Raw genomic sequence first — 24,895 nt, forward strand, 5'->3', positions numbered from 1 at the left:
GGATGAAATCGGCGGTGACCGGTTCACCCCACACCCCGCTGGTCTTCGTGGGCAATTTCGAGGTCGAAGACCAGTGGGCCGAGGGGGAGAACGGCCTGCCGCGCGTGGACTTCTCGGCCACGGCCGCGATCGTCAACCGGATGGACGAGTTCGCGCTCCTGCTCGCCGGCCCCAGCGACCACGTCGTGCTCAAGGAGGCACCGGACGAGGACTACCTGGCGCACCTCGACGCGCTCGGCGTGCCACTCCCGCACCTGCACACCGTGGTGCGCAACGACCCCGCGCGGACAGTGACGCTCGACGCGCTGGACGACGAGAGGCTCCTGGCGAGGCTGGCCGCGCTCGACGGCGCCATGATCGCCCCGCACGGTACCTCCGTCCTGGAGGAGCGGATGGCGGCGGCGGCCCGCCTGCCGCTGATCACGCCGCCCGCAGCGGTGTGCAAGGCGGCCAACAGCAAGATCTACAGCCGCCGGGCAGCCGAGGAGACGGGCCTGCGCCAGGCCGCGGGATGGACCGCAGGCAGCCTGAGCGAGCTGGAGGTCGCGCTTGACGAGGCGCGCTCCCTGCTGAGCCGGGACCGCACCGTGGTGGTCAAGGACGCGTTCGGAGTGTCGGGCAAGGGCATCTCGGTGATCGCCGACGTGCGGAAGCTGGATCGTCTGCACACCATGATCCGGCGCCGGGCGGCCAGGACCGGAGACGAAACGCTCGCCCTCGTGGTCGAGGAATGGGTGGCCAAGGTGGCCGACCTCAATTACCAGTTCACCGTGGGCCCCGACGGATCGGCCCACTTCGACTTCGTCAAGGAGGCGATCATCGAGGCCGGCGTGCACAAGGGCCACAGGATTCCGGCCGAACTGGTCCCCGAGCAGGTGGCCGAGCTCGAAGACGCCGCCCACCGGCTGGCCAAGGTGCTCGCCCGTGACCGCTTCTACGGTGTGGTCGGCGTCGACGCCATGGTGGCGCCCGACGGCGGCCTCTATCCCGTGATCGAGATCAACGCACGCAACAACATGTCGACCTATCAGCTGCCGGCCCAGGAACGGTTCATGGAACCCGGGCAGGTCGCGCTAGCCAGACAGTACCCGCTGAACCTCGACGAGCGCCTGTCCTACCGGGACCTGCGGCGAAGACTTGCCGGCCGACTGCTGGACGGCCGCGGCGGAACGGGCCTGCTCGTCAACAACTTCGCCACGGTCAACGCCGCCGCCCGGGACGCCTCCTTTGGAGGACGCCTGTACGGCCTGCTCATCGCCGACGACCGGGCGGCGCTGGCCGCGCTCGACAACGAGATCGTGAGGAGACTCCCATGACGGCATTCACGGTGCAGGGCCTCGGCATCGAAGACCTGGCTGAGCGGTACGGCACGCCGCTCTACATCTACGACGGCGATGAACTGCGCAGACAGTACGAAGGACTACGCACCCGGCTCCATCCCCGGATGGAGATCTTCTTTTCGCTCAAGTCCAACCCCAACTTGTCCATCTGCGCGCTGCTGGGCTCGTTCGGCGCGCGTGCCGAGGTCTCCTCCCTGGCCGAACTGACCACCGCGCTGCGCGCCGGCATCTCGCCCGGCGACATCCTGTTCCTCGGCCCCGGCAAGAGCGAGGCAGAACTGCGAACCTGCCTCGACGCGGGCATCCATGCGATCGTGTGCGAATCCTTCGGCGAGCTGGAGCTGATCGACCGGCTGGCCGCCGAGCGCGAGGCGCGGGCTGCTGTCGTGCTCCGGGTCAACCCCGCCTTCGCGGTCAAGGGCTCGAAGCTGACCATGGGGGGAAAGCCGCGCCAGTTCGGCATCGACGAGGATCAGCTCCTCGCCGAACCCGATCTGGCGGAGCGCTACCCGAACGTGCGCCTGGCCGGCGTTCAGGCATACATGGGCACGCGCATCCTCAGCGAGGACGTCGTCGCTCAGAACACCCGCCTGATCCTGGACCTGGCGGAGCGGCTGTCGGACAAGCTCGGCTTCCCGCTCGACCTCGTGGACGTCGGGGGCGGGCTCGGCGTGGCTTACTTCGACGGCGAGCGCGACCTCGACGTGGAGGTGCTGACCGGCCTACTCAACCCGATGATCGAGGAGTTCTGCGCACGGCACCCGGACACCCGGATGGTCATGGAGCTCGGACGCTACCTGGCAGCCCTTTGCGGGATCTACGCCATCCGCGTCCGCTACGTGAAGAGCTCGATGGGCGAGCACTTCGCGATCGCAGACGGCGGTACCAACCATCACATGGCGGCCGTAGGCATCGGGTCGTTCGTCAAGCGCAACTTCCCCATTCGTCTGCTCAGCAGGTCGGCGGAGACCACCGGACGGTGGACCGTCACCGGCCCGCTGTGCACGCCCAACGACATCCTCGGCAAGGCAGTCGACCTGCCCGACCTGCGGCCCGGCGACCTGCTCGGCGTTCTCAGGTCCGGCGCGTACGGCCCCAGCGCCTCGCCTGTCCATTTTCTCAGCCACGGTCACCCCGCCGAGGTCCTCGTCGTCGACGGGGAGCCGCGGCTGGTCCGCGACCGCGACGGTGTCGACGACCTGCTGCGGCAGCAGCACCTGTCCCTCCCCTGCAAGGAGAACCGCGCATGAGCCACACCCAGAGCCTCGAGCGTTCCGCGATCACCAAGGCGATCGCGGGGGAGCTTGCCGACATACTCAACCGCGACGCCGAGAGCATCTCGGAGAGCTCCGCGCTCTTCGACGATCTCGGGCTCGACTCCACGACCGTCCTCGAACTGCTGATGCGTCTGGAGGACTCGATCATGATCGAGTTCGACACCGACACGCTGGAGCAGCACCACTTCGAGACGGTCGGCACGCTCGCCGACTACGTCATCGAGCAGGCATGACGTGCGCCTGAACAGGATCGAGACGCGATCGTTCGAGGACGGCCGTCCGTTCTCGCCGGGGCGATCTCACCGGTTGATGGAGCACTACATCCACGACATCACCGGCCAGTACGGCCTGGCCCTGCGGCCCGGACACCTGTTGACGCGGCGCAACAGTTACGCCGAGATGGCTGCGGCAGTGCTGGAGGACCTGGGACCGGTCCCGGTCGCCATGGACGTCGTCGCGATCGCCAGCGCGGTGCCCGACGCGGATCTGGTCCAATCGCCGATCGCGATGCTGGCTGACATGCTCCCCGGAGACCCGCTCCCGCTGGGCGTGGGTGACCAGGGGGCGATCGCGCCCTTCACCGCGCTCGGGCTGATCGCGCTGTACGACCCGGACAACGCCCTGCTGATGGTGATGGATCAACGGAGTCTGCCGTACGACGTGCCGGGTCCGAGCGAGAGCACGCCCCGCGAGGACCGCGTGGTCGCCCTGCTGTTCACCGAGGACGGTCGCGCCGGTGACGGCTTCGCCGTTCGGCATTGGATGGACGTGGCGCCCGAGCAGGCCTCGAAACTGCTCGCCGGCGCGCTGGAGGCGGGTACCTCGCTCATCGCCGGACGCGAACTGGCCATGGTGTTACCGAGTGGGTTTCCCGTTCTTCGCGTGGCGCGGCCCGGACGGCCCTGCACGGGAGCCTGGGTGGAGTTCGCCGCGGCCCTGCCCGGGCTGAGGGGCCGCCGGGCCGCCGTCGCCGAATACGACCACGCGCGCCGGCTGCTCAGCATCTGCACCCTCGACATCCCTAGCGAGGCGCAATGATCTCCTATGACTCCCTGCGAACAGCGGCGCGAACGGAAGGCCTGGTCGTCGCGCTGACTCTGCTCCACGGGACCGACGGGCGACTCGAGCACGGTCCCGAAGGCCATGCGCTCGTCCCCCGCGGTCTGATCGAGGCCGGCCCCACCGCCGTGCTCCTCGACACGATCGACTTGCATGGCCGGCTGATCGACGGCCTGCGCGACCCCGGCCGCTCAGGAGAGGTGTCGCCTCCTTGGGCGCTCGGGCTCGTCTGGCTGCGCTACGGCCTGTCCGAGGCGCTGCTCGAATCATGTCTGGACTACCTCGGCGGCCGCACGGTCGGGGGGTCCCCACTACTGCTCCAGCAGATGGTCAAGGGCCAGCTCGCCGAGGCCGTGGTCGAGCAGCTGGAGGTCCTCACCATGTTGGACGGCGCACGGCCGGGCGACCTCAGCCAGGACGCACTCGCGAGCTTGCATCAACAGATCACCCGCGCCGACCGCAGGCTACTGCGCCTGCTCGGCGGCAGCAGCCTGCGCGCCGACGGTCCTGGCCAGGACGCCCACGTCTCCGAGCTCATGGCCGACGCGTACACAGGACGGACGGCATGATCGACCTGACCGAACAGCAACTGACACTGCGCGCCTACGCCCACGAGTGGGCTGTCGAACTGGCGAAGCACTCCTTCGAGCTGGAGCGCGCGCCGGACCTCGTACACGACCTCCTGGATCTTCCCGGCATGGTCTTCCTGGCCCGGACCCCCGTTCCTGACGAGTACGACCGCGATCCGATCTTGCTCGATGGCCACCGTTACAGCGGCGGTTCGATGGAGCGGGTGACGATCTGTGAGGAGTTCGCGGCCGCCGACGCCGGGATGATGCTCGCGGCGCCGGGTCCGTCCATGTCCGGCGTCCTCGTCTCTCAGCTTGGCGACAAGGCACAGCAGGAGTGGTTCTTCACCCATGTCCTGGAACGCCCCACATGGACATTCTTCGCGCTCACAGAACCCGCTCGCGGTTCCGACGCCGCCGCCCTGGAGACCTCGCTCACCCCCGATGGCGACCGCCTGCTCCTCAACGGAGCCAAGCGATTCATCGGCAACGCCGCGCGCGCCTCGTCCGGCGTGGTCTTCGCTCGGGTCAAGCCCGGGCCGCTCGGGGTGGTGGCCGTCCTGGTCGAGACTCGGCTGCCCGGCTTCACCGCCACCCCCCTCCCGACTGTCGGTCTACGCGGCAACCAGGTCACCGACGTGCGATTCGACAATATGGAGATAACGCACGACCGCATACTCGGCGCGCATCTGTCGCCCACGAGGCGGGGCCTTCTGGGCGCCGTGCGCGGCCTGAACAAGCTGCGGCCCGGTGTCGCGGCCCTGGGCCTCGGCATCGCGCGGGGCGCCTATGAGTACGTGAGCGCGGAACGGCGCGACCTCACCTCATGGGAGAGGTCTCAACTCGACGCGATGGGCCGCAGCATCGGCGCGGTGCGGCAGCTTGTCCGCCGCGCCGCCACCGCGGCCGACGCCGACGACCCGGCGCTCGGCGCCTTGGCGTCGGCCGCCAAGTCCCGTGCCTCCCGCCTGGCCGAAGAGGTGACACTGGAGGCACTCGGCTTCTTTGGCGCGGGCGCGCGGTTGCAGCACCCCATGCTGGACAAGTACGCCAGGGACGCCCGCGCCGTCGAATACATGGAGGGCACCCGCAACATCCATCACCTCAACGTTTTCCAGGCGCTCGTCCAGAGAAAGCTCGCCGGTTGATGACGCGCGCACGCCGGTCACACAGTCTCGCACTGATGGCCGGCGTGGCCCTGCCTGACGATCTTGAGATCTGGCAGGTGGCCCTCGACCAGGAGGCCGATCTGGAAGCCCTTCTTGCGACCCTGGACGAGCATGAGCGGGGGCGGGCGGGGCGTTTCGCCGACGCCGCGGCCTTCCGGCGCTATGTCGTGGCCCACGCGGCGGTACGGCGCCTGCTGGCTGTGCGGATGCGGATAGCCCCGGCGGAGGTATGGATCGCCGCGGGCAGGCACGGTAAGCCGTACGCGCCGACGCATCCTGACGTGCAGTGGAACCTGTCCCACTCCGGGGAGTTGGCGCTCGTGGCTGTGGCGCACGGGCGCAGCGTGGGGGTGGACGTGGAGCGGGTGCGGCCCGAGCTCGACAGGGCCGCCTTCGCCGCCCGCTTCTTCTCGTCAGGTGACGCCGCCTATGTCAGGGGATCACCGGAGCGCTTCGCGTCACTCTGGGCGCGGAGGGAAGCTTGTGTCAAGGCAGCGGGCGGCCGGCTTGCCCAAGGGCTGCGTCTCCCGGTCCGCCGGCTGGCTCCGTTCCTCGTCCGGGACGCTGAGCAGGCGCTGCCCGGCACGTGGCTGGTCCTGGACATACCGGTGCCGCCCGGGTACCGGGCGGCGGTGGCGATCAGCGCTCGACCTCACCCCGGATGAACTTCTCGACGTAGTCCCGAGCCTCATCGTCGGAGAATTGCTGGGGCGGTGACTTCATGAAGTACGACGACGCCGACAGGATCGGCCCGCCGATGCCCCGGTCCAGCGCGATCTTGGCGGCCCGGACGGCGTCGATGATGATGCCGGCCGAATTGGGCGAGTCCCAAACCTCGAGCTTGTACTCGAGATTGAGCGGAGTGTCGCCGAACGACCGCCCCTCGAGCCGCACGTACGCCCACTTGCGGTCGTCCAGCCACGGCACGTGGTCCGACGGCCCGATGTGCACGTCGGCCTTGCCCATCTCGTGCGGGATCTGCGAGGTGACCGACTGCGTCTTAGAGATCTTCTTGGACTGGAGCCGCTTGCGCTCCAGCATGTTCATGAAGTCCATGTTGCCGCCGAAGTTGAGCTGGTAGGTGCGCAGCAGCTCAACGCCACGGTCCTCGAACAGCTTGGCCAGCACACGGTGCGTGATTGTGGCGCCGACCTGCGACTTGATGTCGTCGCCGACGATCGGCACCCCCGCCTCGGTGAACTTCGCCGCCCACTCCGGGTCGGAGGCGATGAAGACCGGCAGCGCGTTCACGAAGCCCACCCCGGCCTCGATGGCGCACCGCGCGTAGAACCGGGTGGCGTGCTCGGAGCCGACGGGCAGGTAGGAGACGAGCACGTCGACCCGGTTGTCGCGGAGCACCTGGACCACGTCGGCCGGGGTCTCGTCGGACTCCTCGATGATCTCGCGGTAATACTCGCCCAGGCCGTCGAAGGTGTGGCCGCGCTGAACGGTCACCCCCGTCGGCGGCACATCAGTGATCTTGATCGTGTTGTTCTCGCTCGCGACGATCGCCTCGGACAGGTCACGGCCGACCTTCTTGGCGTCAACGTCGAACGCCGCGACGAACTCGACGTCGCCGACGTGGTAGTCGCCGAACTTCACATGCATCAGGCCCGGCACCCGTCTGCCGGGATCGGCGTACCGGTAGTAGTACACACCCTGGACCAGCGACGACGCGCAGTTGCCGACACCGACGATCGCCACGCGAACAGAACCCATGCGGTCACTCCAATCAGGGGATGGCGAATGGCCACCATCCAAGTCCAGTCAATGCCGAAGGACCATAAATCTGTCGGGAAGCCGACAACTCCCTTGTGAGGGGTTCTCAGCCAGGGAATTGTCTGATTTGTCACTATCAGCTAAGGGGACTCATGAGCCTGCCGCCGCTCGCCATCCACGCCGTCGATGCCGACGCTTTCGAGGAGAACTTCAACCCCCTCATCCTCGACGGCGCGAACCACGGCACCACCGGGATGATCTACGAGACGCTGGCCTTCTTCAACCGGCTCAAGCCTGGCGAGGTCACACCCTGGCTGGCCACGGGGCACGAATGGTCCGATACGGGCAGGACGCTGACCTTTGCGCTGCGCACCGGCGTGAGGTGGAGCGATGGTCAGGCGTTCACCGCCGAGGACGTGGCATTCACCTTCGACACACTGAACAGGCACCCGGAGCTGACCAAGGGGCCGCTGGAGCTGGATCACGCGGAAGTGCTCGCCGCTGATCGCGTCAGGCTCCATTTCGCCGCCAACTCCTATATCAAACTGTTCAAAGTCGCCGGTAATCAACCGATCGTGCCGAAGCACCTGTGGGAACGCGTCGCCGACCCCGTCACCCACACCAATCCGCGACCGGTCGGGACGGGGCCCTACGTGCTGTCGGCGTTCTCTCCTGAGCTGTACGAGATGCGCAGGAACGAGGCGTACTGGCAGCTGGGAAAACCTGCCGTGCCGCTCCTGCGCTTCCCGGCCCATACGGCGCGAGCCGCGCAGGAAGAGCTGCGGCGCGGTCAACTCGACTGGGCAGGCACCTACGTGCCCGACATCGAGGAAACCTTCGTGCGAGGACGTCCCGACCAGAACACATTCTTCTTCCCGCCGGAAGGGCTGGTATGCCTGCTGGCCGGCCTGGCGCATCCGGTGCTCTCTGCAGTGGAGGTACGGCAGGCGATCAGCCTCACGATCGACCGGCAACGGATCGTCGACATCGCCGAACGCGGCTACACCACGGTCGCGCATCCGACCGGGATGCTGATGCCGGGCAGCGAGCACTACATGAGCCCCAGGCAACGCACAGCCACCTTCGGCATCGACACCGCCGTGGCAAGGAAGCTGCTGAACGGCTTCACGCCAGATCAGCTCACCTTCTCCCTGCTGGTGCCGGAGCCGTTCACCGACTGGGTCCGGGCCGCAGACCTCATCGTCGAGGACCTCGCGGAGATCGGCATCACCTTGCGGTCCCAGAGCCTCGCCTTCGACGAATGGCTAACTAGGGTGCAGTTGGGAGATTTCGACCTGACTATCAAGGACACCCCCGGAGGTCCCACGCCCTTCCTGCAGATGTGGTCAACGATGTTCGGGCGCCTCGCCCCGCCTGTCGGCACTCCGGCCGTTGTCGGCAACTTCCAACGGTGGCAGGACAAGGAGACGGAGGGATTTCTCGCCGATTATGCCTTCACCGACGATGCGGACGAGCAGCGGCAGGCAATCCAGCGGCTCGGTGACATTGTGATGACGAGGTACCCGTTGCTTCCGTTGTTCTACAGCCCGTCCTGGGCGCAGTTCAGGACGACCAACTACGTGGGCTGGCCGTCTCGTGAAGATCCATACGCCTTGCCCTCCCCGTACACCTGCCCAGACGCGGCCATCGTCCTGCTCAATCTGCGACCCGCGCGGGCGAGCTGACCGATCACACCCGATGCCCGTCGGCCCCGAAACCGTAGATCAGCGGCAGGGTATATGACCTCCTGGCAGGGGAGGGGCGGACGAATGACAGCCACGCCGTGCTTCGGCCTCACTGGACGTTCCTTCCAGCACGGCCGCTCATTGGCCAGGCCAGGAGAAGTCGCGCCGGAAGCCCTGCGGCGGACGGGGCTCGCCGACCGGCTGCCGGTGCGTGATTATGGCGACTTCCCTAAGATCCGAATTGCCCCGACCCCGGCCATCACCCACAGAACCTGGAGCTGACCGCCGCGGTAGCCAGAGCCGCGGCCGGACGGACGTCTGAGACCTATCTCTTCAAGGGCGCGCGGCGGCCTTGCGATGGTGAGAGGCGCGGGCCTTGGCGCGATTCCCGCAGAGGTCCATGGAGCATCAGGTCCGGCGTCGATTGCGGGAGAAGTCGTAGTAGGCCAACCGGCAGCTCCGCTCCCGGCAGGCCTTGAGCCTCGTCCACGTGCCGACCGCTACAGCCTGGACGACGAGCGCAGCCGACGATGGCGTTGCGCATGCCGCAGGAGCGGGCGATAGGTGAGGGCTGGCATGGTGGCCTTTGCGTGCAGCACCGTCGGCAACCACCGGGCCAACGCCGCGAGAACAGCCCGATCGGCCCAGTCCGGCTTCGGCCGTCCAACCTGACGCCGCGGCACCGCCACCTCATGACGCAACACCATGATCTCCGCGTCCTTCGACGCTTGACCACGGCCCAGCAACATCAGCCAGCCGAACACCCGGAGCGCGATCAGATAGAGCAGGCGGACAAGCACAAGACGCGATCTTGCCTGTGGGGCCTGGATCCCGTCAACCCGCAGGCTAGAGCCGTCGTGACTGCATTTTGACGCGGTACAGGCCGAGAAGACCGCCGCCCTGCTCTTCGGCGAAGAAGACCAGGCTGCGATAGGGAGACTCATCTCGCTGCGAGGCTGAACAGTCGGATTAAGCATCCGGCCCCGCGATCGCCGCCTGCTCGCGGTGAGGCGGGGCCGTTACTCTTCCCGCGGAAGCCGAGGATGGCGATTGAATCATGGTGTGTGCAGGGTTGGTACACGCGAGCACGCACGGAGCACGCAGACGCCAGACATATATTCTAGAACGCATCCGACGCTGCGTTTCCGCAGGTCAGGCCTTGATCAAAGCGCGCCCTGCAGGATTCGAACCTGCGACCGTCGGATTAGAAGTCCGGTGCTCTATCCAGCTGAGCTAAGGGCGCTCCCGCCTTATTGTGCATGATCCTGCGACTTGTCACGCACTCGTTTTCCCAGTGTCAGCCCTCCGGCCCCGTGACACCCCCCCGTGAGCAGCGTTCCCGCAGGCCATGATCCTTAGCGTCCAGCCGGTTCCATCGCCCTGGAGGTGGGCGGAAAAGGCGGGGCGATCGTGGGGCGGGAAGGTCTAAGCTGTCGTGGCATGGTTGCGACGCTCCTGCATGAGATCCCCCTGCAGGGCGGGGATGTGACTGACGGGGTGGTGCGGGTCGGGGACACCGTACGGAGACCGGTCAGTGCGTCCACGCCCGCCGTCCACGCCCTCCTCAGACATCTTGAAGCCGTCGGGTTCGCAGGGGCGCCGCGCGTGTTGGGCGTCGATGAGCTTGGGCGGGAGATGCTCACCTACCTGCCGGGCGTCAGCGGGTTGCGGCTGGAGAGTGTGACGGATGAGGCGCTTGAAGGTTTAGGGCGGTTGTTGCGGGACTACCACGATGCGACGGCTGGGTTTCCACTGACCTTGGACGGATGGGAAGGCGGGTCGAATGATGACTTGGCGCCGGAAGTTCTTGGGCATTGTGATTTAACGCCGGACAACGTGATCTTTCAGGCGGGACGCCCCTACGCGCTGATCGACTTCGAGCTGGCCCGGCCCACCACTCGGCTTTTCGACGTCGTGACCACACTGCGGCACTGGGCGCCCATCGCCGATCCCCTCGATCGGGCCCCGTTGCTCCGCAATCTCGACGTGGGAGCCCGCCTGCGGCTCTTCTGCGACGCGTACGGCCTCCCACCGCGCGATCGGCGGCGGCTGCTGGAGTTGGCGAGGCTGCGGTTCCAGCGCTCCTACGCGGTCATGCGGGACCGCGCCGCGGTGGGCGGCAACTGGGCGAAGATGTGGGCGGGTGGCTCCGGTCAGCGCATCCGCCGGGCGGCGGCCTGGCTGGATGTGCACGAAGATGAGCTTCATGCCCATTTGGTATGACCCCCTCGGCCTCGCTCTCGGCGTGGCGCTCGATCGGCTGCTCGGGGATCCGCGCAGTGCCGCCCACCCGGTCGCCGTGTTCGGGCGGGCTGCGGCAAAGCTGGAGCAATCCCTGTACGGCGACACGAAGGCGCACGGAGTGCTGCATGTGGCCATCTGCGTAGGGGGCGCGGCGGGGATCGGCGTTGCGGTGCAGCGCATCCCCAGCCCCATGGCCCGTACGGTCGCCACAGCCCTCGCCACCTGGGCCGTGCTCGGCGGTACCACGCTGGCCCGCGAAGGCGCCTACATGGCCGACGCCCTCGAACACGACGACCTGGAACGAGCCAGGGCCAGGCTGCCGCATCTGTGCGGGCGGGATCCCGCCGCGCTGGAGGCGGCCGAGCTGGCGCGGGCCACGGTCGAGTCGCTGGCGGAAAACACCTCCGACGCCGTCGTGGCGCCGTTGTTCTGGGGTGCGGTGGCGGGGGTGCCGGGGCTGCTGGCGTACCGGGCGATCAACACGCTGGACGCGATGATCGGGCACCGGTCACCGCGTTATCAGCGGTTCGGGTGGGCGGCTGCCCGGCTTGACGACGTGGCGAATTACGTGCCGGCCCGGGTGACGGGGCTGCTCACCGTCCTGGCCGGGCCGGATCGGCGGCAGGCGCTGGCCGTGCTGCGGCGCGACGGGCACCGGCATCCCAGCCCGAATGCAGGGCGCTGCGAGGCCGCGTTCGCCGGCGCGCTCGGCGTCACCCTGGGCGGCACGAACGTCTACGGCGGGCGGACCGAGCACCGTCCCACGATGGGCGACGGCCCCAAGCCCGGCGTCGGGGACATCCGGCGTGCCGTACGCCTGACCGGGATGGTGAGCCTGGCCGCGGTCGGCGTCGCCGTGGCCGCTTCCTTCTTGCTGAACCGAGCCACGACGGGCCGCCGACAAGGAATCCGGTAATCGGTCAGAGCGGATGGTAATCAGCCAAACGTCATTTTTCACATGACGCTGTTCAGGTTGATCACTAGCCAGATCACGAATATCGAGATCAGCGTTATTCCGATCATCGCCTTGGCGGCACTGTTCGCGACTTCCTTCCTGGCCGTCACCTGCTTGGCGCTCTGCTTCCACACCTGCCGCATAATGATCATGGTCTGGAAGCGGCGGCCAAGGGCGAATACGGCCACGGCGAGGAGGATGAATAAGAAGACGCGGCCGTCTGCAGATTCCACGGAGACCCCCTGTGGCCTTGAAGAGGTTTAATGCCCCCGAAACATTTGAGAACACAGGATACTCGGACGGCTGCGATTTGTAATTAGATTTCCGGGCCGAGGTCCACCACGATCGGCGCGTGGTCGGACGGTCCCTTCCCTTTGCGGGCCTCGCGATCGACGTACGCCGACCGCACCCGCCCCGCCACCTCCGTGCCGGCGTACACGAGGTCGATGCGCATCCCCTTGTTCTGGTGGAACATCCCGGCCCGGTAGTCCCAGTACGTGAACGGATGCGGCCCCTTCATCGGCGTCGGCACCACGTCGTGCAGGCCCAGCGCGCGCAGCGCGGCCAGGGCCTCGCGCTCGGCGGGGGTGACGTGGGTGGCGCCGACGAACAGAGCCGGATCCCACACGTCGGCGTCCGTGGGCGCCACGTTGAAGTCGCCGCACGCCACCAGCGGCAGGTCCATCTCCGCGGCCAGCGCGTCCCGCAACGCGGCGAACCACTCGAGCTTGTAGAGGTAGTGGGGCGAGTCGACGGTACGGCCGTTCGGCGCGTACAGCGACCACACCCGCATCCCGCCGCAGGTCGCGCCGATCGCGCGGGCCTCGGGACGAGCCGGGCCCACCTTGTCCAGCTCTCCGAAGCCCGGCTCGCCGGGAAAGCTCAGCGTCACCTCGTCCAGGCCCACCTTGGACAGCAGCGCGACGCCGTTCCACCGCCCGTCGCCGTGGGCCGCGGCGGCGTAACCCAGTGCGCCCACTTCCGCGATGGGGAACACCTCGGCCGGGCACTTGGTCTCCTGCAGGCAGACGACGTCGGGCCTGGTCTCGGCCAGCCAGTCGAGCAGCCGGGGCAGGCGTGCCTTGACGGAGTTGACGTTCCAGGTAGCCAGGCGCATGCCCCCAGCCTGCCACCGGCTCCGACGGTTCGGGGTCGGCGACCCAGCCGGCGGTCAGGACGAGGCCGCTGCGTCGCTCGACCGCGAGGAAGCCGAACGGGCGGGCGAACTCCACGTCGACGCGCCTGACCCGGTAGGGCGGCGGGGGGAGAACGCCGCCTGGAACGGCGGCGAAGACGGTGACGGACGCGGACTCGAACCCGGTGGCGCTGAAGACCGCGACGGCGGCCTGCGCGGCCTGGTCGATCGCCAGCGGCTCGGGGCTGATCCCCGGGAAGTGGCCGTAACGGGCGTCGGTGACCGCGCCCAGGCCGAACACCTCAGGCAGGCGCAGCAGGTCGTGCGCGGAGTGGACGGTGAAGCGGGGCACGGTGACGTTCAGCGTCTCATCGCGGGTGTAGGAGGGGACCACGGCGACGTTCACCCCTGGTCCGGGCATAGTGTGTCAAACCGCCTTCATCAGCGTGGCGGACACCTCCTCGAGGAGCCCGCCGACGCCCTGGTCCATGGCCGCCTTGGCGTGCCGGACCGCGTCGAGGGCGTTGCCCGCGGCACTGGGCGAGTCCTCGACGACCATGCGCAGCTCCACCTCCAGCGGGGAGCCCCCGAACCCCTCGCCGTCCAGCCGGATGTAGGCGACCTTGCGGTCCTCCATGAACGGTATGTACTGGGCGCCGACGTGCGCGGCCGAGCCCGCACCCGTGACCTTGGTGGCCTTCTTGCTCGCCATCCGCGAGGCGTCCTGGAGGTTGACGAAGTCCATGTTGCCGCCGCCGAGCAGCTGGTGTCCGCCGCCGAGGCGGACGCCGCTCGCCGTCAGCGCGTCGACCAGCGCCCGGTGCAGCAGCGTGGCGCCGAACGAGCTCTTCAGGTCGTCGCCGAGCAGCGGCAACCCGGCCTCGGCGAAGCGGCGCCGCCACTGCGGGGAGCGGGCGAGGACGGCCGGCATGCAGTTCACGAACGCGCAGCCGGCGTCCAGGGCGGCCCGCGCGTACCGCTCGGTGGCCTGCTGCGCGCCCGTGGGCAGGAAGTTCAGCACGACGTGGGTGCCCGTGGCCGCCAGGTGCGCGGCGACCTCCTCCGGCGTGAGCTCCGTGGCGCCGGAGCTCGCGCCGCGCGGGTCCACGAGATCCGCGGAGTCGGGACCCACGCCGTCGGCCAGGATCCCGTTCACGACCGGCACCCCGAGATACGGCACGGCGGCGAACGCGCGGGCGTTGTTGGGCGGCGTCCAGATGGCCTCCGACAGGTCGCGGCCGAGCTTGGCGGCGTTGACGTCGAAGGCGGCGGTGAAGCGCACGTCGGAGATCGCGTAGCCGGCGCACACGGGGTGCCGCAGACCGGGCGCGTCGCCGCCGCGGTAGTACTCGACGCCCTGTACCAGGGACGACACGCAGTTGCCCACGCCGATCACGGCTACGTTCACGGTAGTCATGACGGGATTAGATCAGCCCCGCGCGACGGGCCAGCGCGGCGGCCTCCACGCGGGAGGTCGCGCCCAGCTTGGCCAGGATGTTCGAGACGTGAACGCCCGAGGTCCTGGCGGAGATGAACAGCCGCTCGGCGATCTGCCGGTTGCTCAGCCCCTCGGCCACCAGGCCGAGCACCTCCAGCTCCCTGGCCGACAGGTGGAGGTCGCCGCTGAGGCCGACCCTGAGCGCGGCGGCAGCCGCTTCGACCTCCCGCCGCAGCGGCTCCGCGCCCAGGCTCGCGGCGATCGCGGCCGCCTCGCGGAGTAGCTCGCGGGCGCCCGCCCGGTCCTGCTCGGCCGCCCTGACCAAGGCCTGCCCCAGCGCGTGCGGCTGCCTGACGGTACGCCAGCACGCAACGGCCGCCGCCCACGACCCGCCGCGCTCGGCCTCGAACGTGGCCCGGTACGCCTCCTGCACCGGCCCCGTCGTGGCGATGCCCGCAGGCGCCTCCCGCACGCGGCCGACACGGGCCGCCAGCACCAGCAGCGGCCAGGCGTACCGGCGGCTCTGCCGGAGATCGTGCTCGGCCAGCACGTGGTCGATCACCCACCCGGCCCGCTCCGGGTCCGCCTGGGCCACCGCGAGCCGGCACTCCAGCAGGTCGGGCTCCAGACAGGAGTCGTAGCCCCGCGACCGTCCGCGCATCAATGGCCTGGCCAGGCGGACGACGCCGGCGGCCTCTGCCAATGCCCCTTCCCAGACGGCGACCGTCCCCAGCACCATGAGGATCCAGGCCCGGTGGATCGGCGCCGGGTCCAGGGCGAGCGCCGCCCGGATGACCTCGCGGGCCTCCTGCCAGCGGCCGAGCGAGACGAGCGGTTCGGCGAGGTTCGCGGCCAGGTGGGCGCCCCTGGTGCGGGCCATGCCCAGACGTCTGGCCCTGGACATGCCCTCGCGGGCCACGGACTCGGCCCTGACGTGCTCCCCCGCGGCCTCCAGCACGTCGGCCTCGCTGGCGTAGGACACGAGCAGACTGTCGTCGTCGGGCGCGGCAGACCGGAACTCGGCGTACAGGCTGGACGCCGCGGCGAGGTCGCCGTCGAGCGCGGTGAGCGCGGCCAGCGTGACCATGGCCCGGGCGTCGCCGAGCGCGAGCGCTTCCTCGGCGTGGGCGCGGGCCTCGGTGTCCTGGCCGTTCCAGGCCAAGACGGTGGCGAGGGAGCCGATCAGCATGGCCTCGCGCGGGGCCAGGCGTACGGCTTCGCGCAGGTCTCCGAGGCCCTCCTCGCCGAGCAGGTCGCGGATGGCGACGCGCAGCTCCAGCAGGTGCGCGGCCCGCAGCGGGTCGTCCACCTCCTCCAGCGCCCGGGTGGCCAGCTCCTCGGCCCGCTCGGCGTCGCCCACACACAAGGCGTCCCGCGCGGCCTGCTCCAGGACCCACGCATGATCCCGCCCCTGACCGACCGGGTCCGCGTGCGCGGCGTCCCCCAGCGGGCCCGCCGGGTCCGCGTGCGCGGCGTCCCCCAGCGGGCCCGCCGGGTCCGCGTGCGCGGCGCCCCACAGCTCGAGCACACGTTCCCAGCGGCCGGCCCGCCAGGCGGCGTCGAAGGCGCGCCGCCGGTCGCCCGCCGCGTACCAGTGGTCGGCGGCCAGCTCCGGCCACGCCTCGGCGCAGCGGGCGTGCAGGCGTCGCCGCTCCCCCGGCAGCAGGTCGTCGTAGACGGCGTCGCGGATCAGGGCGTGTCTGAAGGCGTAGCCGTCCCCGTCCACGAGCAGCAGCCGCGCGCGTACGATCGGCCGCAACGCGTCGTCGAGCGCCAGCTCGTCCAGCCCGGCCACGGCCGACAGCACCTCGTGCGGCGTCCTGCGCCCGGCCACGGCGGCAATCCGCAGCACATCCAGACTGAGCGGGCCGAGCCGGTCGGCCCCGGCGAGCAGCAACTCGCGCAGCGAGGCCGGGGTGGCCGCCCCGGCGCCGGCGTCGGCCAGCGCCTCGACGAACAGCGGGTTACCCTCGCTCCGCGACACGATCGAGTCCAGCTCCGCGACACTCCAGCGGGCCCGCCCGGCGGCGACCCGCGAACCGGGCTCCACCCCCTCGCCGTCGCAGCTCAGCATGCGGGCCACCTCCTCGCGCCCGAGCGGCGGCAGCCTGATCACCTCGGCGGCCGGGAGCCGCAGCGGCTCGCGGGAAGTCCCGATCACCAGCACGCCCGGCCGCATCAGATTGCGCAGCAGGAACACCAGCAGGTCACGGCTGGCCTGGTCGGCCCAGTGCAGGTCCTCCAGCACGAGCACCACGGGACGCCGCTCGGCGGCCCGCTCGACCAGCAGGAGCACCTCCTCGAACAGCCGCGCCCGCCCGAGCCCGGGCAGCTCCGTCGCCTCTCCCAGTTCGGGCAGCAGCCGCGCCAGCCCGCCGCGCCCGCCGCCCGGCACGAGGCCAGCTCCGTGCTCCCTGACCAGCCGCCGCAGCACGGGCACGAACGGCGCGTACGCGGCCCCGCCCGGATCGGCCCCGCCCTCCACGACGAGCGCGTCGATCCCGCTGACGAACTCGCGGACCAGGCGCGACTTGCCGATGCCCGCCTCGCCGACGACCAGCACGGCGGCCGGTGTGCCTGCCTGCGCCGCGGCCAGCCGCCGCAGCTCCGCCTCACGTCCGACGAACACATCACCCATTATGAAGAGGCGGCTAAGCATCTTGCCCAATGTGCCTGGGCACCGGCTCAGGCACCGTCGTCGGCATGATGATCCGCTCGATGAACCTGATGATGGCCGCCTCGATAGCCGGGCTGTTCGGCTTCTACCTGCTGTTCTCCGCGGTCCCCCTGTACGCCACGACGGGCGGCGCCGGTGAGCTCGGCGCGGGGATGACGACAGCCACCATGATGCTGGCCACGGTCCTGGCCGAGCTGGCCGTCCCGTGGCTGCTGGCGCGGTTCGGCTACCGCACCGTGATGGGGCTGGGCCTGGCGCTGCTCGGCGGACCCGCGCTGCTGCTGCCGCTGTCGGCCGCGCTGCCGCTGGTCCTGGCCGTCTCTCTGCTGCGCGGGGCCGGGCTCGGCATCGTCGTGGTCGCGGGCACGGCGCTGACCGCCGAGCTCGTGCCCGCGGAGCGGCGCAGCGAGGGCCTCGGCCTGTACGGCGTGGCGGTCGGCATCCCGTCGATCCTCGGCCTGCCCCTCGGCCTGTGGGCCGGCGACGCGCTCGGCTTCACGCCCGTCCTGGTCGTGGCCGGGCTGGTGCCCCTGGCCGGGCTCGTGACCGTGCGCGGGCTGCCGGCCACCAGGCCCGCCCGCGTGAGCGCCCGGCACTCGACGGAGGCACGCGGGCTGGCCGGGCCCGCGCTGATCTTCGCGGCGGTGACTACCGCCACAGGTGTCATGGTGACGTTCCTGCCGCTGGCGGGCTCGCCCGCGCTGGCGTCGGCCGCGCTGCTCACCCAGTCGCTGGCGACTCCGGTGGCCCGCTGGCTGGCCGGCAGATTCGGCGACCGGCACGGCTCGGCCCGCCTGCTGCTGCCAGGCCTGCTCGCCGCCGTCGCGGGGATCGCACTGCAGACCCAGGTCGACGGCCCGGTCGCGGTGGTGGCCGGGATGGCGGTGTTCGGCGCCGGGTTCGGGGTGCTGCAGAACGCGACGCTGGCGGTGATGTTCGAGCGCGGCGAACCCTCCCGCGTCAGCGCCCTGTGGAACCTGGCCTACGACGCGGGGATGGGCGCGGGGGCGATGGGGTTCGGGCTGGTGCTCGGCCACACCGGTTACCCGCTCGGCTTCGCCCTGGTGGCCGCGCTCATGGCCGTCACGCTGCCACTGACCAGGGTCAGGCCGGCGGGCGTTCCACTCCCACGGTGATCTCGTTGCCGAGCCGGCGGCCGGTGAGCAGGTCGAGATCGTCGCCGCTCCAGAACCTGCCGGGGTCGTACCAGTTGGGGCGGCGGCCGGACTCCAGCAGCCCCATCGCCTCGTAGGTGACGGCCACGACCTCGGCGCAGTAGGCGCTCTCCAGCGCCACCTCCTCGCGGGTCCGGCGCGGGATGCGGCCCCTGAACCAGCGGGCCGCCAGGCGGGCGGTGGAGGGGAACGGGGTGCCGTCGAGGCGGGCCACCGTGCGCAGGGCCGCGTCCTCCATCTCCGGCGTGACCTCCGGCTCCAGCTGGCGCAGCCAGGCCCGCTGACCGTATTTGTTGGCCCACACCGTGACCGCGCCGCGCAGGTCGTGCAGCTGCACCCCGCGGTGGTGGGTGCCGGCCCACAGGTCCGGCAGCGACCTGCCGAGCTCGGCGTGCCACATCATGGGCGGCAGATCCTCGATCACGATGGCCATGCCCACGTGGTTGACCGGGCTGTTGGTCATCGTCTGGATCGCGCGGTCGGGGACCGAGCGCCCGCGGAAAACCCACAGGTCGCCGGTCCTCGTCACCTTGACGGCCTCGTCGAGAGTCAGCACACCACTAGCGTCTTCGGTTCTCTGTGTTTACGCAAAACGAACATCGGCGTAGCCTCGTCGCACGCCGACCGAGGCCGGGCAGTGATCCGGTGGAAGCCGAAGCCGCGTCCGTCCGGCAAGCCGGGCGAACCTTGGCTGTGAACCGCGTTGTCGGGGCCTGACTCCGCACTCCTGGAGGGAGTGCGGCTCTTGGGCCACCGCCCCGCCGGACGCTGTCCTGTTGATGGGGACACCAACGGCCGGTAACCACCGGCTCCCATGGCGAGCGCTATCAACAGGTCATACTCTAGGCAACTATGCGCTGGTGGAAGATGCTGGGTCTGGCCGGAATCATGGGCGTCGCGGCCACGGGAGTAGTGATCGCGCGGGCCGAACGACGGCGCCGCGCCTACACGCCCGAGGAGATCAGGACACGCCTGCGCGAGCGTGCCCACACTCAGCCGGACGGACGCAACTCGTAGACGAAGACCACGTCGGAGTAGGCAGGATTGTCCACGTAGCCTTGGACGCTCCCCTGGTAAGCGCGCTGGTAGTTGACCACCCAGGGCAGCGCGGCGGCCGCCCGCTGGTCCAGCACCCGCTGGGTGGCCTGCTCGTACGCTCGCTGCGCCGCGTGCTTGTCGGTCACGGTCAGCTCGGGCACGGTGTCAAGCAGCGTGTCCAGCGCACGATCCTTGAGGTAGGTCAGGTTGAACACGGGCGGCTCGGCGCTGTGGAAGACGTTGCCGAAGTAGGAGTAGCCGTCGGCGTAGTCGGGCCACCAATACATGACGAAGATGTCCTGACCCTTTTCCCTGCCCTGATCCCACTGCGCGGTCCAGGGCATCGCCGTGGCCTCGACGCTGACGTTGAGCGGCTTCAGCGTGGCCTCCAGCCGCGTGGCGAGCAGACGCCAGTCGGTGTCGCCCTGCCCGTACGTCAGGCGCAGCCGCAACGGCCGGCCTCCCGGGCCGTAGCCCGCCCGGCGCAGCAGCCGCTGCGTGGCGGCCAGGTCCTGGCGGGGCACGCGGCCGGGCACGTAGCCGAGCAGTCCTTCGGGGATGACGCCGCTGGCCGGTGAGCCGGCCCCCTTCAGGTTCTTGATGAGGCCTTGATAGTCGATGGCCTTCTGGACGGCGCGCCGCACCCGTACGTCTTTCATGGGGCCGCTCGCGGTGTTGAACAACAGCATCGCCGTCTGGAACGACGGCCGCTCGGACGTGCGCACGCCCGGCGTGCGCGTCGCCCTGGCGAACAGGCGCGGGTTGAGCCGCTCGACGAAGCTCACCTCACCGCGCAGCAGCAGGCGCCACGCCTGGTCGGCGTCCGGCACGACGCGGTACTTCACCGTGCTGTAGTGCGGCTTGTCCCAGCCGCCCCAATACTTGTCGTACGCCGTGAGCGTGAGCTCCTCGTCCTTGCCCTTCTGCCACTTGGCCACCGTGTACGGCCCGGAGCCCGCGTCCCTGCCCTGGCCGAACCACTTCGTCAGGTCGGGCGCCGCCTTGGTGTCGTAGATATAGGCCGCGTACCCGGCGGAGGCCACCAGGTCGAGCGGCACCGGGTATTTGAGCACGAACGTCACCGTCGACGCGTCGTCGGCCCTGATCGAGGAGACCGCGTCCCAGATGTAGTACGCGCCGGTCTTGGAGGCGATGGTGCGCTCGATCGACGCCTTGACCGCCGCCGCGTCCAGCGGCCGGCCGGTGTGGAAGGTCACGCCGGATCGCAGGTTGAACGTCCAGGTGCGGCCGTCGGCGGAGGCCCGCCACGACGTGGCCAGGCGGGGGACGGACTTCTTGGTGACCGGGTTCCAGAGCGTGAGCGTCTCGTAGATGTTCTGGAAGGCGATGATCTCGTTGGAGTAGGACTTGCCTGGGTCCCACTCCGTGATCACGTCGAGGTTCTGTACATGCACGAACGGCGCCTCGCCGGCCGGGGCCCGCGGTGGTTCGGGGGGCGGTGAGCAGGCCGCGAGAAGCGCCAGCGCGACGGCCGCGGCGAGACGACGGCGCAACGCATCTCCCTCTGTCAGCGATGTACCCCGGGAAACCTACTCCAAGATCACGGAGGTAGGGGGCGCGTGTCAAAAAGTCCCGAAAAATTGGGCATTTTGGTGATCGGATTGCTATCCTCACCCTGTCCCGTCCGGGGTTGCCAGCAGGGGACCGACCGGAGTGAGGTGCCATGGGTCGTAGCCGAACGATCCGCATGAAGATCATCGGCCTACTGCTGGTGCCGCTGGCCTCCATGGTGGTGTTGTGGGGGGTCATCACCGCCGTCACCGCGACCGAGGGTTTGGAGCTGCGCGAATACAAGACACTCTGGACGAACCTGCGCCTTCCCGCGTACAAACTGATCAGCGAGATCCAGCATGAGCGTCTCGTCTCGGCCAAGCTCCTGCGGCACACGGCCGGCACCGCAGCCGTCGCCGCGCAACGAACCCGCACCGACACCGCCAGGGACACATTCAGGCAACTCTCCAGCACATCCAAGGACCGATCGGAAGAGATCCGCACACAGGTGGACGCGGTGTATGCGCAACTCGACAGGCTCGACGCGATCAGAGGAGAGATCGACACGGGCCTGTCCGACCGTCTGCACACCGTGGAGGCCTACAACGCGATCATCGACACGCTCTTCGGCCTGCACCGCCGCGTCGCGCTCATCGACGACATCCCGATCTACGAGCAGTCCCGCGTGGTCATCGACATGAGCTACGCCAAGGAGTTGCTGACCCGGGAGCAGGCCATCGCGCTCGGGCCGGTCACGGCCGCGGAGCGCAGGTTGTTCACCGAGATCGCCGGCAACCGGCGCTTCCTCATCGACCAGTCCCTCGCCGAGCTCGACCCGGCCCTGCGCGACGCCAACGCCGCCCTGATCGCCTCCCCCGCCTACCAGCGGATGCGGATGATGGAAGAGCAGATCATCGCCGGCGGCTTGCCCAAGGGCTGGCTCAGCGCGACAGAGGGGCTGGCCACGTCGTTCAACAAGACGCAGATGCAGGCCAGCGCGATGCTGAGCGCGCGGGCCGAGCCGGTCGCCGACGAGGTGATCAATCGGGCGTTCATGTTGGCCGGCACGTGTTTCGCGCTGGTCGTGGTGTCGATCGCGTTCTCGCTGCGGATGGGTGACCGGCTGTCGAAGGAGCTCGGCGCGCTCCGGCTGGTCGCGCTGGAGATGGCCCAGGAGCGGCTGCCGCACGTGGTCGCCAAGCTGCGCAGGGGCGAGAAGGTCGACCTGCCGGAGCTGTCGGTGACGAGCACGACGACCGAGATCGACGACGTCGGCCAGGCCTTCTCCACCGTCCAGCAGACCGCCGTGGAGTCCGCGGTCGGCCAGGCGCAGCTCAGCGAGGGCGTCGGCCACGTGTTCCGCAACCTGGCCAGGCGCAGCCAGACCCTGCTGCACCGCCAGCGCATCCAGCTGGAGGACATGCAGCACCGGGCGACCGATCCGGACGCCCTCGAAGATCTTTTCAAGCTCGACCACCTGACCACCCGCATGCGCCGCCACGCGGAGGGCCTGATCATCCTGTCGGGCGCGACCCCGGGCCGCGGCTGGAGCCGGCCCGTGCCGCTGCTGGACGTGGCCCGGGGCGCGGCCGCCGAGGTGGAGGACTACCAGCGGGTCACCGTCGAGCCGATGCCGGCCAACCGCCTGGCCGGGCCTGTCGTCGGAGACGTGATCCACCTGATCGCCGAGCTCATCGAGAACGCCACCGTCTACTCCCCCGCGCACACCTCGGTCATCGTGCGTGGCGAGAAGGCGGCCCGCGGCTTCGTCTTCCAGGTCGAGGACCGCGGGCTCGGCATGAGCGCAGAGGAGCTGGCCGAACTCAACGAGCGGCTGGCCAGCCCACCGGAGTTCGACCTGGCCGACAGTGACCGCCTCGGCCTTTTCGTCGTCTCCCGCCTGGCCGCCAGGCACGACATCCGCGTGACGTTGCGCGGTTCACCATATGGAGGGACCACCGCCATCGTGTTGATCCCGGAAGAGCACGTGGCCGAACCGGAGGATCCCGTGCTGCAGGAGCCCGTACGCCCCATGCGGGTGGTGCGAAGTGAGTGACGAGCGCTGGCTGGACGAGGACGCCGGTCCGATCGTCCCCGCCTACCTGCTGACCAGGGGCCGTACGGTGCCCGCGAGCGAGGCCATCGACCTCATCGCGGTGATCATCACCGCCGGCGGCCTGACGCCGCCCGCGGGCCTCGGGCCCGAGCATCTGATCATCTTGCAGAAGTGCACCAAACCCACCCGGCTCGCCGACGTGGCCGCCGAGCTCAACTTGCCGGTCGGCGTGGTCCGCGTGCTGGTCGGCGACCTGCACGCGCGCCAGCTCGTGCAGGTCGAGCACCCGCCTCCCGCGCCGGACGCCAAGGTGCTGCTGGAGGTGATCAGCGGGCTGAAGGCGCTGTGACGCGGCGATCTCATGCCGACTTCTTAGACCGCTGTGACATGGCGATCTCATGCCGACTTCTTAGACCGCTGTGACATGGCGATCTCATGCCGACTTCTTAGACCGCTGTGACCTGCTTGCGGTTGAGCCGCCCGTAGACCGTGGCGAACACCGTGGCCACCGCCCCGGCCGCGGTGGCCACGCCGAAGACCCACTGATAGCCGGTGACGCCGGGCTGGGCGGCCAGGATGGCGGCGATCACGGCGCCCGAGGTGCTGCCGCCCACGATCCGTACGAGCGCGTTCACGCCTGCCGCCACGGCCGTCTTGCCCGGGTCCACATGCTCGACGGCCATGGTGCCCAGGGCCGCGTAGCCGACGCCGAGGCCGACGCCCATGAGCGAGGCGGCCACGTACAGGTGGGCAGGAGTGTCGTGCATGTACACCAGCCACAGCGCGGCCAGGCCGGTGACCGCGGAGCCCGCCGCGACCATGGTCGAGGCCCGGAAGATCCGCATGAGCCGGCCCGCGAACAGCGAGATCACCAACATGAACAGCGTGCTCGGCAGCAGGTAGAGCCCGACCTCCAGGGTCGAGGCGGACAGGCCGGACACGGGCGACTGGGCGAACCCGGACATGCCCGTCAGGATCGTGAAGAACGCGAACCCGAGCAGCATCGAGGCCACCGTCGCGCCGACCGTGCCCCGGTGCACCAGCATCGACATCTCCACCAGCGGCTCGGCCACCCTCCGCTCGACCAGGACCCAGACTGCGGCCAGCAGCGCCGCGGCGGCGAACAGGCCGAGCACGCCCGGCGAGGTCCAGCCCCATGAGCCGCCCTCGCTGATGCCCAGCAGGAGCGCCACCAGCCAGGCGGCCATCAGCGCGGCGCCCAGCAGGTCGGGGCGGGCGCGCACGGCCGGGGCTTGGTCGCGGACGAGGAAGGCCACGATGATCGCGGCCACCAGGGAAATGCCGGCCATGATCCAGAACACCAGGTGCCAGTCGCCCGCGGCGAGCCCGGCCAGGATCATCCCGCCGCCGGCGCCGAACCCCATCGTCGCGCTCACCACCCCGATGCCGGTCGCCAGCTGCTGCCGGGGCAGCACGTCGCGTACCACCCCGATCGACAGCGGCACGAGGGCGGCCACGGCGCCCTGCAGCACCCGCGCCACCAACAGCCAGGCCAGCGAGGTCGCCAGGGCTGCCATGACCGAGCCGATCACCAGTAGGGCCAGCGCGCCGAGGATCATGGTGCGCCTGCCGTACATGTCGCCGAAGCGCGACAACAGCGGCGTGGCCACCGCGGAGACCAGGAGGCTCAGCGTGAGCGTCCAGCTCACGGCGGCAAGAGAGGTGCCCAGCTCGCGTTGCAGCACTGGAAGCAACGGCACCACCGCGGTGTTCTGAAGGGCGGCGATGGATGCGCCGAAGGCCAGCGCGATCACTCCCGGCCAGGGGTTCCTGTTCGACGTCGTGCGTGCGCTCGACGCGACGGCTGTCGCCATCTCGGCTCCTTT

Annotated in this window: 23 protein-coding genes, 1 tRNA gene and 2 pseudogenes; 14 read left to right on the forward strand and 12 right to left on the reverse strand. The window is 69.7% G+C overall.

From position 1 onward, the window contains the following. Window positions 1–14 precede the first annotated feature (14 nt). The 7 genes from ACTWQA_RS04565 to ACTWQA_RS04595 are packed head-to-tail and all read left to right on the forward strand — an operon-like array spanning window position 15 to window position 6,079. On the forward strand, window positions 15–1,316 hold the full coding sequence (locus ACTWQA_RS04565) for a preATP grasp domain-containing protein (RefSeq protein ID WP_443158040.1): 1,302 nt from the start codon (window positions 15–17) through the stop codon (window positions 1,314–1,316). Beyond that, entirely contained in the window at window positions 1,313–2,590 is a 1,278-nt protein-coding gene (locus ACTWQA_RS04570; protein ID WP_443158041.1) for a type III PLP-dependent enzyme, read from the forward strand. The genes ACTWQA_RS04565 and ACTWQA_RS04570 overlap by 4 nt, the downstream gene beginning before the upstream one ends. After that, on the forward strand, window positions 2,587–2,850 hold the full coding sequence (locus ACTWQA_RS04575) for an acyl carrier protein (protein ID WP_443158042.1): 264 nt from the start codon (window positions 2,587–2,589) through the stop codon (window positions 2,848–2,850). The genes ACTWQA_RS04570 and ACTWQA_RS04575 overlap by 4 nt, the downstream gene beginning before the upstream one ends. 1 nt (window position 2,851) lies before the next feature. Beyond that, window positions 2,852–3,655, forward strand: coding sequence for a hypothetical protein (locus ACTWQA_RS04580; RefSeq protein WP_443158043.1), 804 nt, complete (start codon window positions 2,852–2,854; stop codon window positions 3,653–3,655). Continuing rightward, entirely contained in the window at window positions 3,652–4,245 is a 594-nt protein-coding gene (locus ACTWQA_RS04585) for a hypothetical protein (RefSeq protein ID WP_443158044.1), read from the forward strand. The genes ACTWQA_RS04580 and ACTWQA_RS04585 overlap by 4 nt, the downstream gene beginning before the upstream one ends. Further along, a complete protein-coding gene (locus ACTWQA_RS04590) occupies window positions 4,242–5,393 on the forward strand; it encodes an acyl-CoA dehydrogenase family protein (RefSeq protein ID WP_443158045.1) in 1,152 nt (383 codons plus the stop codon). The genes ACTWQA_RS04585 and ACTWQA_RS04590 overlap by 4 nt, the downstream gene beginning before the upstream one ends. Before the next feature lie 35 nt (window positions 5,394–5,428). Then, window positions 5,429–6,079: a 4'-phosphopantetheinyl transferase family protein gene (locus ACTWQA_RS04595; protein ID WP_443158046.1), complete on the forward strand. Its 651-nt coding sequence runs from the start codon at window positions 5,429–5,431 to the stop codon at window positions 6,077–6,079. Here the strand turns inward: ACTWQA_RS04595 and ACTWQA_RS04600 are convergent. Beyond that, window positions 6,054–7,133: an inositol-3-phosphate synthase gene (locus ACTWQA_RS04600; protein ID WP_443158047.1), complete on the reverse strand. Its 1,080-nt coding sequence runs from the start codon at window positions 7,131–7,133 to the stop codon at window positions 6,054–6,056. The two genes, ACTWQA_RS04595 and ACTWQA_RS04600, sit on opposite strands and share 26 nt — an antisense overlap. A gap of 152 nt (window positions 7,134–7,285) precedes the next feature. Here ACTWQA_RS04600 and ACTWQA_RS04605 point away from each other — a divergent pair, with 152 nt between their 5' ends. Further along, window positions 7,286–8,818, forward strand: coding sequence for an ABC transporter substrate-binding protein (locus tag ACTWQA_RS04605; RefSeq protein ID WP_443158048.1), 1,533 nt, complete (start codon window positions 7,286–7,288; stop codon window positions 8,816–8,818). 333 nt (window positions 8,819–9,151) lie between these two features. Here ACTWQA_RS04605 and ACTWQA_RS04610 read toward each other — a convergent pair. The 3 genes and pseudogenes from ACTWQA_RS04610 to ACTWQA_RS04620 form a co-directional block, all read right to left on the reverse strand. Continuing rightward, window positions 9,152–9,226, reverse strand: a pseudogene (locus ACTWQA_RS04610) (CGNR zinc finger domain-containing protein); the annotation flags it as partial. 92 nt (window positions 9,227–9,318) lie between these two features. After that, window positions 9,319–9,618 carry a hypothetical protein gene (locus ACTWQA_RS04615; RefSeq protein WP_443158049.1) on the reverse strand — a complete coding sequence of 100 codons (300 nt, stop codon included), beginning with the start codon at window positions 9,616–9,618 and terminating at the stop codon, window positions 9,319–9,321. A gap of 369 nt (window positions 9,619–9,987) precedes the next feature. After that, window positions 9,988–10,061 (reverse strand) — tRNA-Arg (locus ACTWQA_RS04620). A gap of 197 nt (window positions 10,062–10,258) precedes the next feature. Between ACTWQA_RS04620 and ACTWQA_RS04625 the strand changes: the two genes are divergently transcribed. Then, window positions 10,259–11,041 carry a phosphotransferase gene (locus ACTWQA_RS04625; protein WP_443158050.1) on the forward strand — a complete coding sequence of 261 codons (783 nt, stop codon included), beginning with the start codon at window positions 10,259–10,261 and terminating at the stop codon, window positions 11,039–11,041. Then, window positions 11,025–11,978, forward strand: coding sequence for a cobalamin biosynthesis protein (locus ACTWQA_RS04630; RefSeq protein ID WP_443158051.1), 954 nt, complete (start codon window positions 11,025–11,027; stop codon window positions 11,976–11,978). The genes ACTWQA_RS04625 and ACTWQA_RS04630 overlap by 17 nt, the downstream gene beginning before the upstream one ends. A 38-nt stretch (window positions 11,979–12,016) precedes the next feature. Here the strand turns inward: ACTWQA_RS04630 and ACTWQA_RS04635 are convergent, their stop codons facing one another. From ACTWQA_RS04635 to ACTWQA_RS04655, 5 genes and pseudogenes are all read right to left on the reverse strand, one after another. Continuing rightward, a complete protein-coding gene (locus ACTWQA_RS04635) occupies window positions 12,017–12,250 on the reverse strand; it encodes a hypothetical protein (protein ID WP_305916358.1) in 234 nt (77 codons plus the stop codon). A gap of 83 nt (window positions 12,251–12,333) precedes the next feature. Continuing rightward, window positions 12,334–13,134: an exodeoxyribonuclease III gene (locus tag ACTWQA_RS04640; RefSeq protein ID WP_443158052.1), complete on the reverse strand. Its 801-nt coding sequence runs from the start codon at window positions 13,132–13,134 to the stop codon at window positions 12,334–12,336. A gap of 91 nt (window positions 13,135–13,225) precedes the next feature. Then, window positions 13,226–13,573: pseudogene (locus ACTWQA_RS04645) on the reverse strand (hypothetical protein); the annotation flags it as partial. 6 nt (window positions 13,574–13,579) lie between these two features. Further along, entirely contained in the window at window positions 13,580–14,569 is a 990-nt protein-coding gene (locus ACTWQA_RS04650) for an inositol-3-phosphate synthase (RefSeq protein WP_443158053.1), read from the reverse strand. 7 nt (window positions 14,570–14,576) lie between these two features. Further along, window positions 14,577–17,219, reverse strand: a complete 2,643-nt coding sequence (locus ACTWQA_RS04655; protein ID WP_443158054.1) for an ATP-binding protein — start codon at window positions 17,217–17,219, stop codon at window positions 14,577–14,579. 74 nt (window positions 17,220–17,293) lie between these two features. Between ACTWQA_RS04655 and ACTWQA_RS04660 the strand changes: the two genes are divergently transcribed. Further along, window positions 17,294–18,403 carry an MFS transporter gene (locus tag ACTWQA_RS04660; protein ID WP_443158055.1) on the forward strand — a complete coding sequence of 370 codons (1,110 nt, stop codon included), beginning with the start codon at window positions 17,294–17,296 and terminating at the stop codon, window positions 18,401–18,403. Here the strand turns inward: ACTWQA_RS04660 and ACTWQA_RS04665 are convergent. Continuing rightward, window positions 18,372–18,998, reverse strand: a complete 627-nt coding sequence (locus tag ACTWQA_RS04665) for a hypothetical protein (RefSeq protein WP_305916368.1) — start codon at window positions 18,996–18,998, stop codon at window positions 18,372–18,374. The two genes, ACTWQA_RS04660 and ACTWQA_RS04665, sit on opposite strands and share 32 nt — an antisense overlap. A 296-nt stretch (window positions 18,999–19,294) precedes the next feature. Here ACTWQA_RS04665 and ACTWQA_RS04670 point away from each other — a divergent pair, with 296 nt between their 5' ends. Next, window positions 19,295–19,459: a hypothetical protein gene (locus ACTWQA_RS04670; RefSeq protein WP_305916369.1), complete on the forward strand. Its 165-nt coding sequence runs from the start codon at window positions 19,295–19,297 to the stop codon at window positions 19,457–19,459. On the opposite strand, the gene ACTWQA_RS04675 is transcribed toward ACTWQA_RS04670, so the two are convergent. Next, on the reverse strand, window positions 19,435–20,994 hold the full coding sequence (locus ACTWQA_RS04675; RefSeq protein WP_443158056.1) for an ABC transporter substrate-binding protein: 1,560 nt from the start codon (window positions 20,992–20,994) through the stop codon (window positions 19,435–19,437). The two genes, ACTWQA_RS04670 and ACTWQA_RS04675, sit on opposite strands and share 25 nt — an antisense overlap. A gap of 194 nt (window positions 20,995–21,188) precedes the next feature. Here ACTWQA_RS04675 and ACTWQA_RS04680 point away from each other — a divergent pair, with 194 nt between their 5' ends. Both ACTWQA_RS04680 and ACTWQA_RS04685 read left to right on the forward strand, forming a co-directional pair. Next, window positions 21,189–23,048, forward strand: a complete 1,860-nt coding sequence (locus ACTWQA_RS04680; RefSeq protein WP_443158057.1) for a sensor histidine kinase — start codon at window positions 21,189–21,191, stop codon at window positions 23,046–23,048. Continuing rightward, on the forward strand, window positions 23,041–23,397 hold the full coding sequence (locus ACTWQA_RS04685; RefSeq protein WP_305916372.1) for a DUF742 domain-containing protein: 357 nt from the start codon (window positions 23,041–23,043) through the stop codon (window positions 23,395–23,397). The genes ACTWQA_RS04680 and ACTWQA_RS04685 overlap by 8 nt, the downstream gene beginning before the upstream one ends. Before the next feature lie 97 nt (window positions 23,398–23,494). On the opposite strand, the gene ACTWQA_RS04690 is transcribed toward ACTWQA_RS04685, so the two are convergent. Then, on the reverse strand, window positions 23,495–24,883 hold the full coding sequence (locus tag ACTWQA_RS04690; protein ID WP_443158058.1) for an MFS transporter: 1,389 nt from the start codon (window positions 24,881–24,883) through the stop codon (window positions 23,495–23,497). Between the last annotated feature and the right edge of the window lie 12 nt (window positions 24,884–24,895).

Origin of the sequence: Nonomuraea sp. 10N515B, from assembly GCF_052245915.1 — a bacterium.
In the GTDB taxonomy this organism is placed as follows: Bacteria; Actinomycetota; Actinomycetes; order Streptosporangiales; family Streptosporangiaceae; genus Nonomuraea.

Excerpts from the sequence above, each read along its gene's own strand:
- ACTWQA_RS04570 (WP_443158041.1), top strand. The coding sequence starts at position 1,313 with ATGACGGCATTCACGGTGCAGGGCCTCGGCATCGAAGACCTGGCTGAG.
- ACTWQA_RS04575 (WP_443158042.1), top strand. The coding sequence starts at position 2,587 with ATGAGCCACACCCAGAGCCTCGAGCGTTCCGCGATCACCAAGGCGATC.
- ACTWQA_RS04585 (WP_443158044.1), top strand. The coding sequence starts at position 3,652 with ATGATCTCCTATGACTCCCTGCGAACAGCGGCGCGAACGGAAGGCCTG.
- ACTWQA_RS04590 (WP_443158045.1), top strand. The coding sequence starts at position 4,242 with ATGATCGACCTGACCGAACAGCAACTGACACTGCGCGCCTACGCCCAC.
- ACTWQA_RS04595 (WP_443158046.1), top strand. The coding sequence starts at position 5,429 with ATGGCCGGCGTGGCCCTGCCTGACGATCTTGAGATCTGGCAGGTGGCC.
- ACTWQA_RS04600 (WP_443158047.1), bottom strand. The coding sequence starts at position 7,133 with ATGGGTTCTGTTCGCGTGGCGATCGTCGGTGTCGGCAACTGCGCGTCG.
- ACTWQA_RS04605 (WP_443158048.1), top strand. The coding sequence starts at position 7,286 with ATGAGCCTGCCGCCGCTCGCCATCCACGCCGTCGATGCCGACGCTTTC.
- ACTWQA_RS04625 (WP_443158050.1), top strand. The coding sequence starts at position 10,259 with ATGGTTGCGACGCTCCTGCATGAGATCCCCCTGCAGGGCGGGGATGTG.
- ACTWQA_RS04630 (WP_443158051.1), top strand. The coding sequence starts at position 11,025 with ATGCCCATTTGGTATGACCCCCTCGGCCTCGCTCTCGGCGTGGCGCTC.
- ACTWQA_RS04640 (WP_443158052.1), bottom strand. The coding sequence starts at position 13,134 with ATGCGCCTGGCTACCTGGAACGTCAACTCCGTCAAGGCACGCCTGCCC.
- ACTWQA_RS04650 (WP_443158053.1), bottom strand. The coding sequence starts at position 14,569 with ATGACTACCGTGAACGTAGCCGTGATCGGCGTGGGCAACTGCGTGTCG.
- ACTWQA_RS04660 (WP_443158055.1), top strand. The coding sequence starts at position 17,294 with ATGATGATCCGCTCGATGAACCTGATGATGGCCGCCTCGATAGCCGGG.
- ACTWQA_RS04670 (WP_305916369.1), top strand. The coding sequence starts at position 19,295 with ATGCGCTGGTGGAAGATGCTGGGTCTGGCCGGAATCATGGGCGTCGCG.
- ACTWQA_RS04680 (WP_443158057.1), top strand. The coding sequence starts at position 21,189 with ATGAAGATCATCGGCCTACTGCTGGTGCCGCTGGCCTCCATGGTGGTG.
- ACTWQA_RS04690 (WP_443158058.1), bottom strand. The coding sequence starts at position 24,883 with ATGGCGACAGCCGTCGCGTCGAGCGCACGCACGACGTCGAACAGGAAC.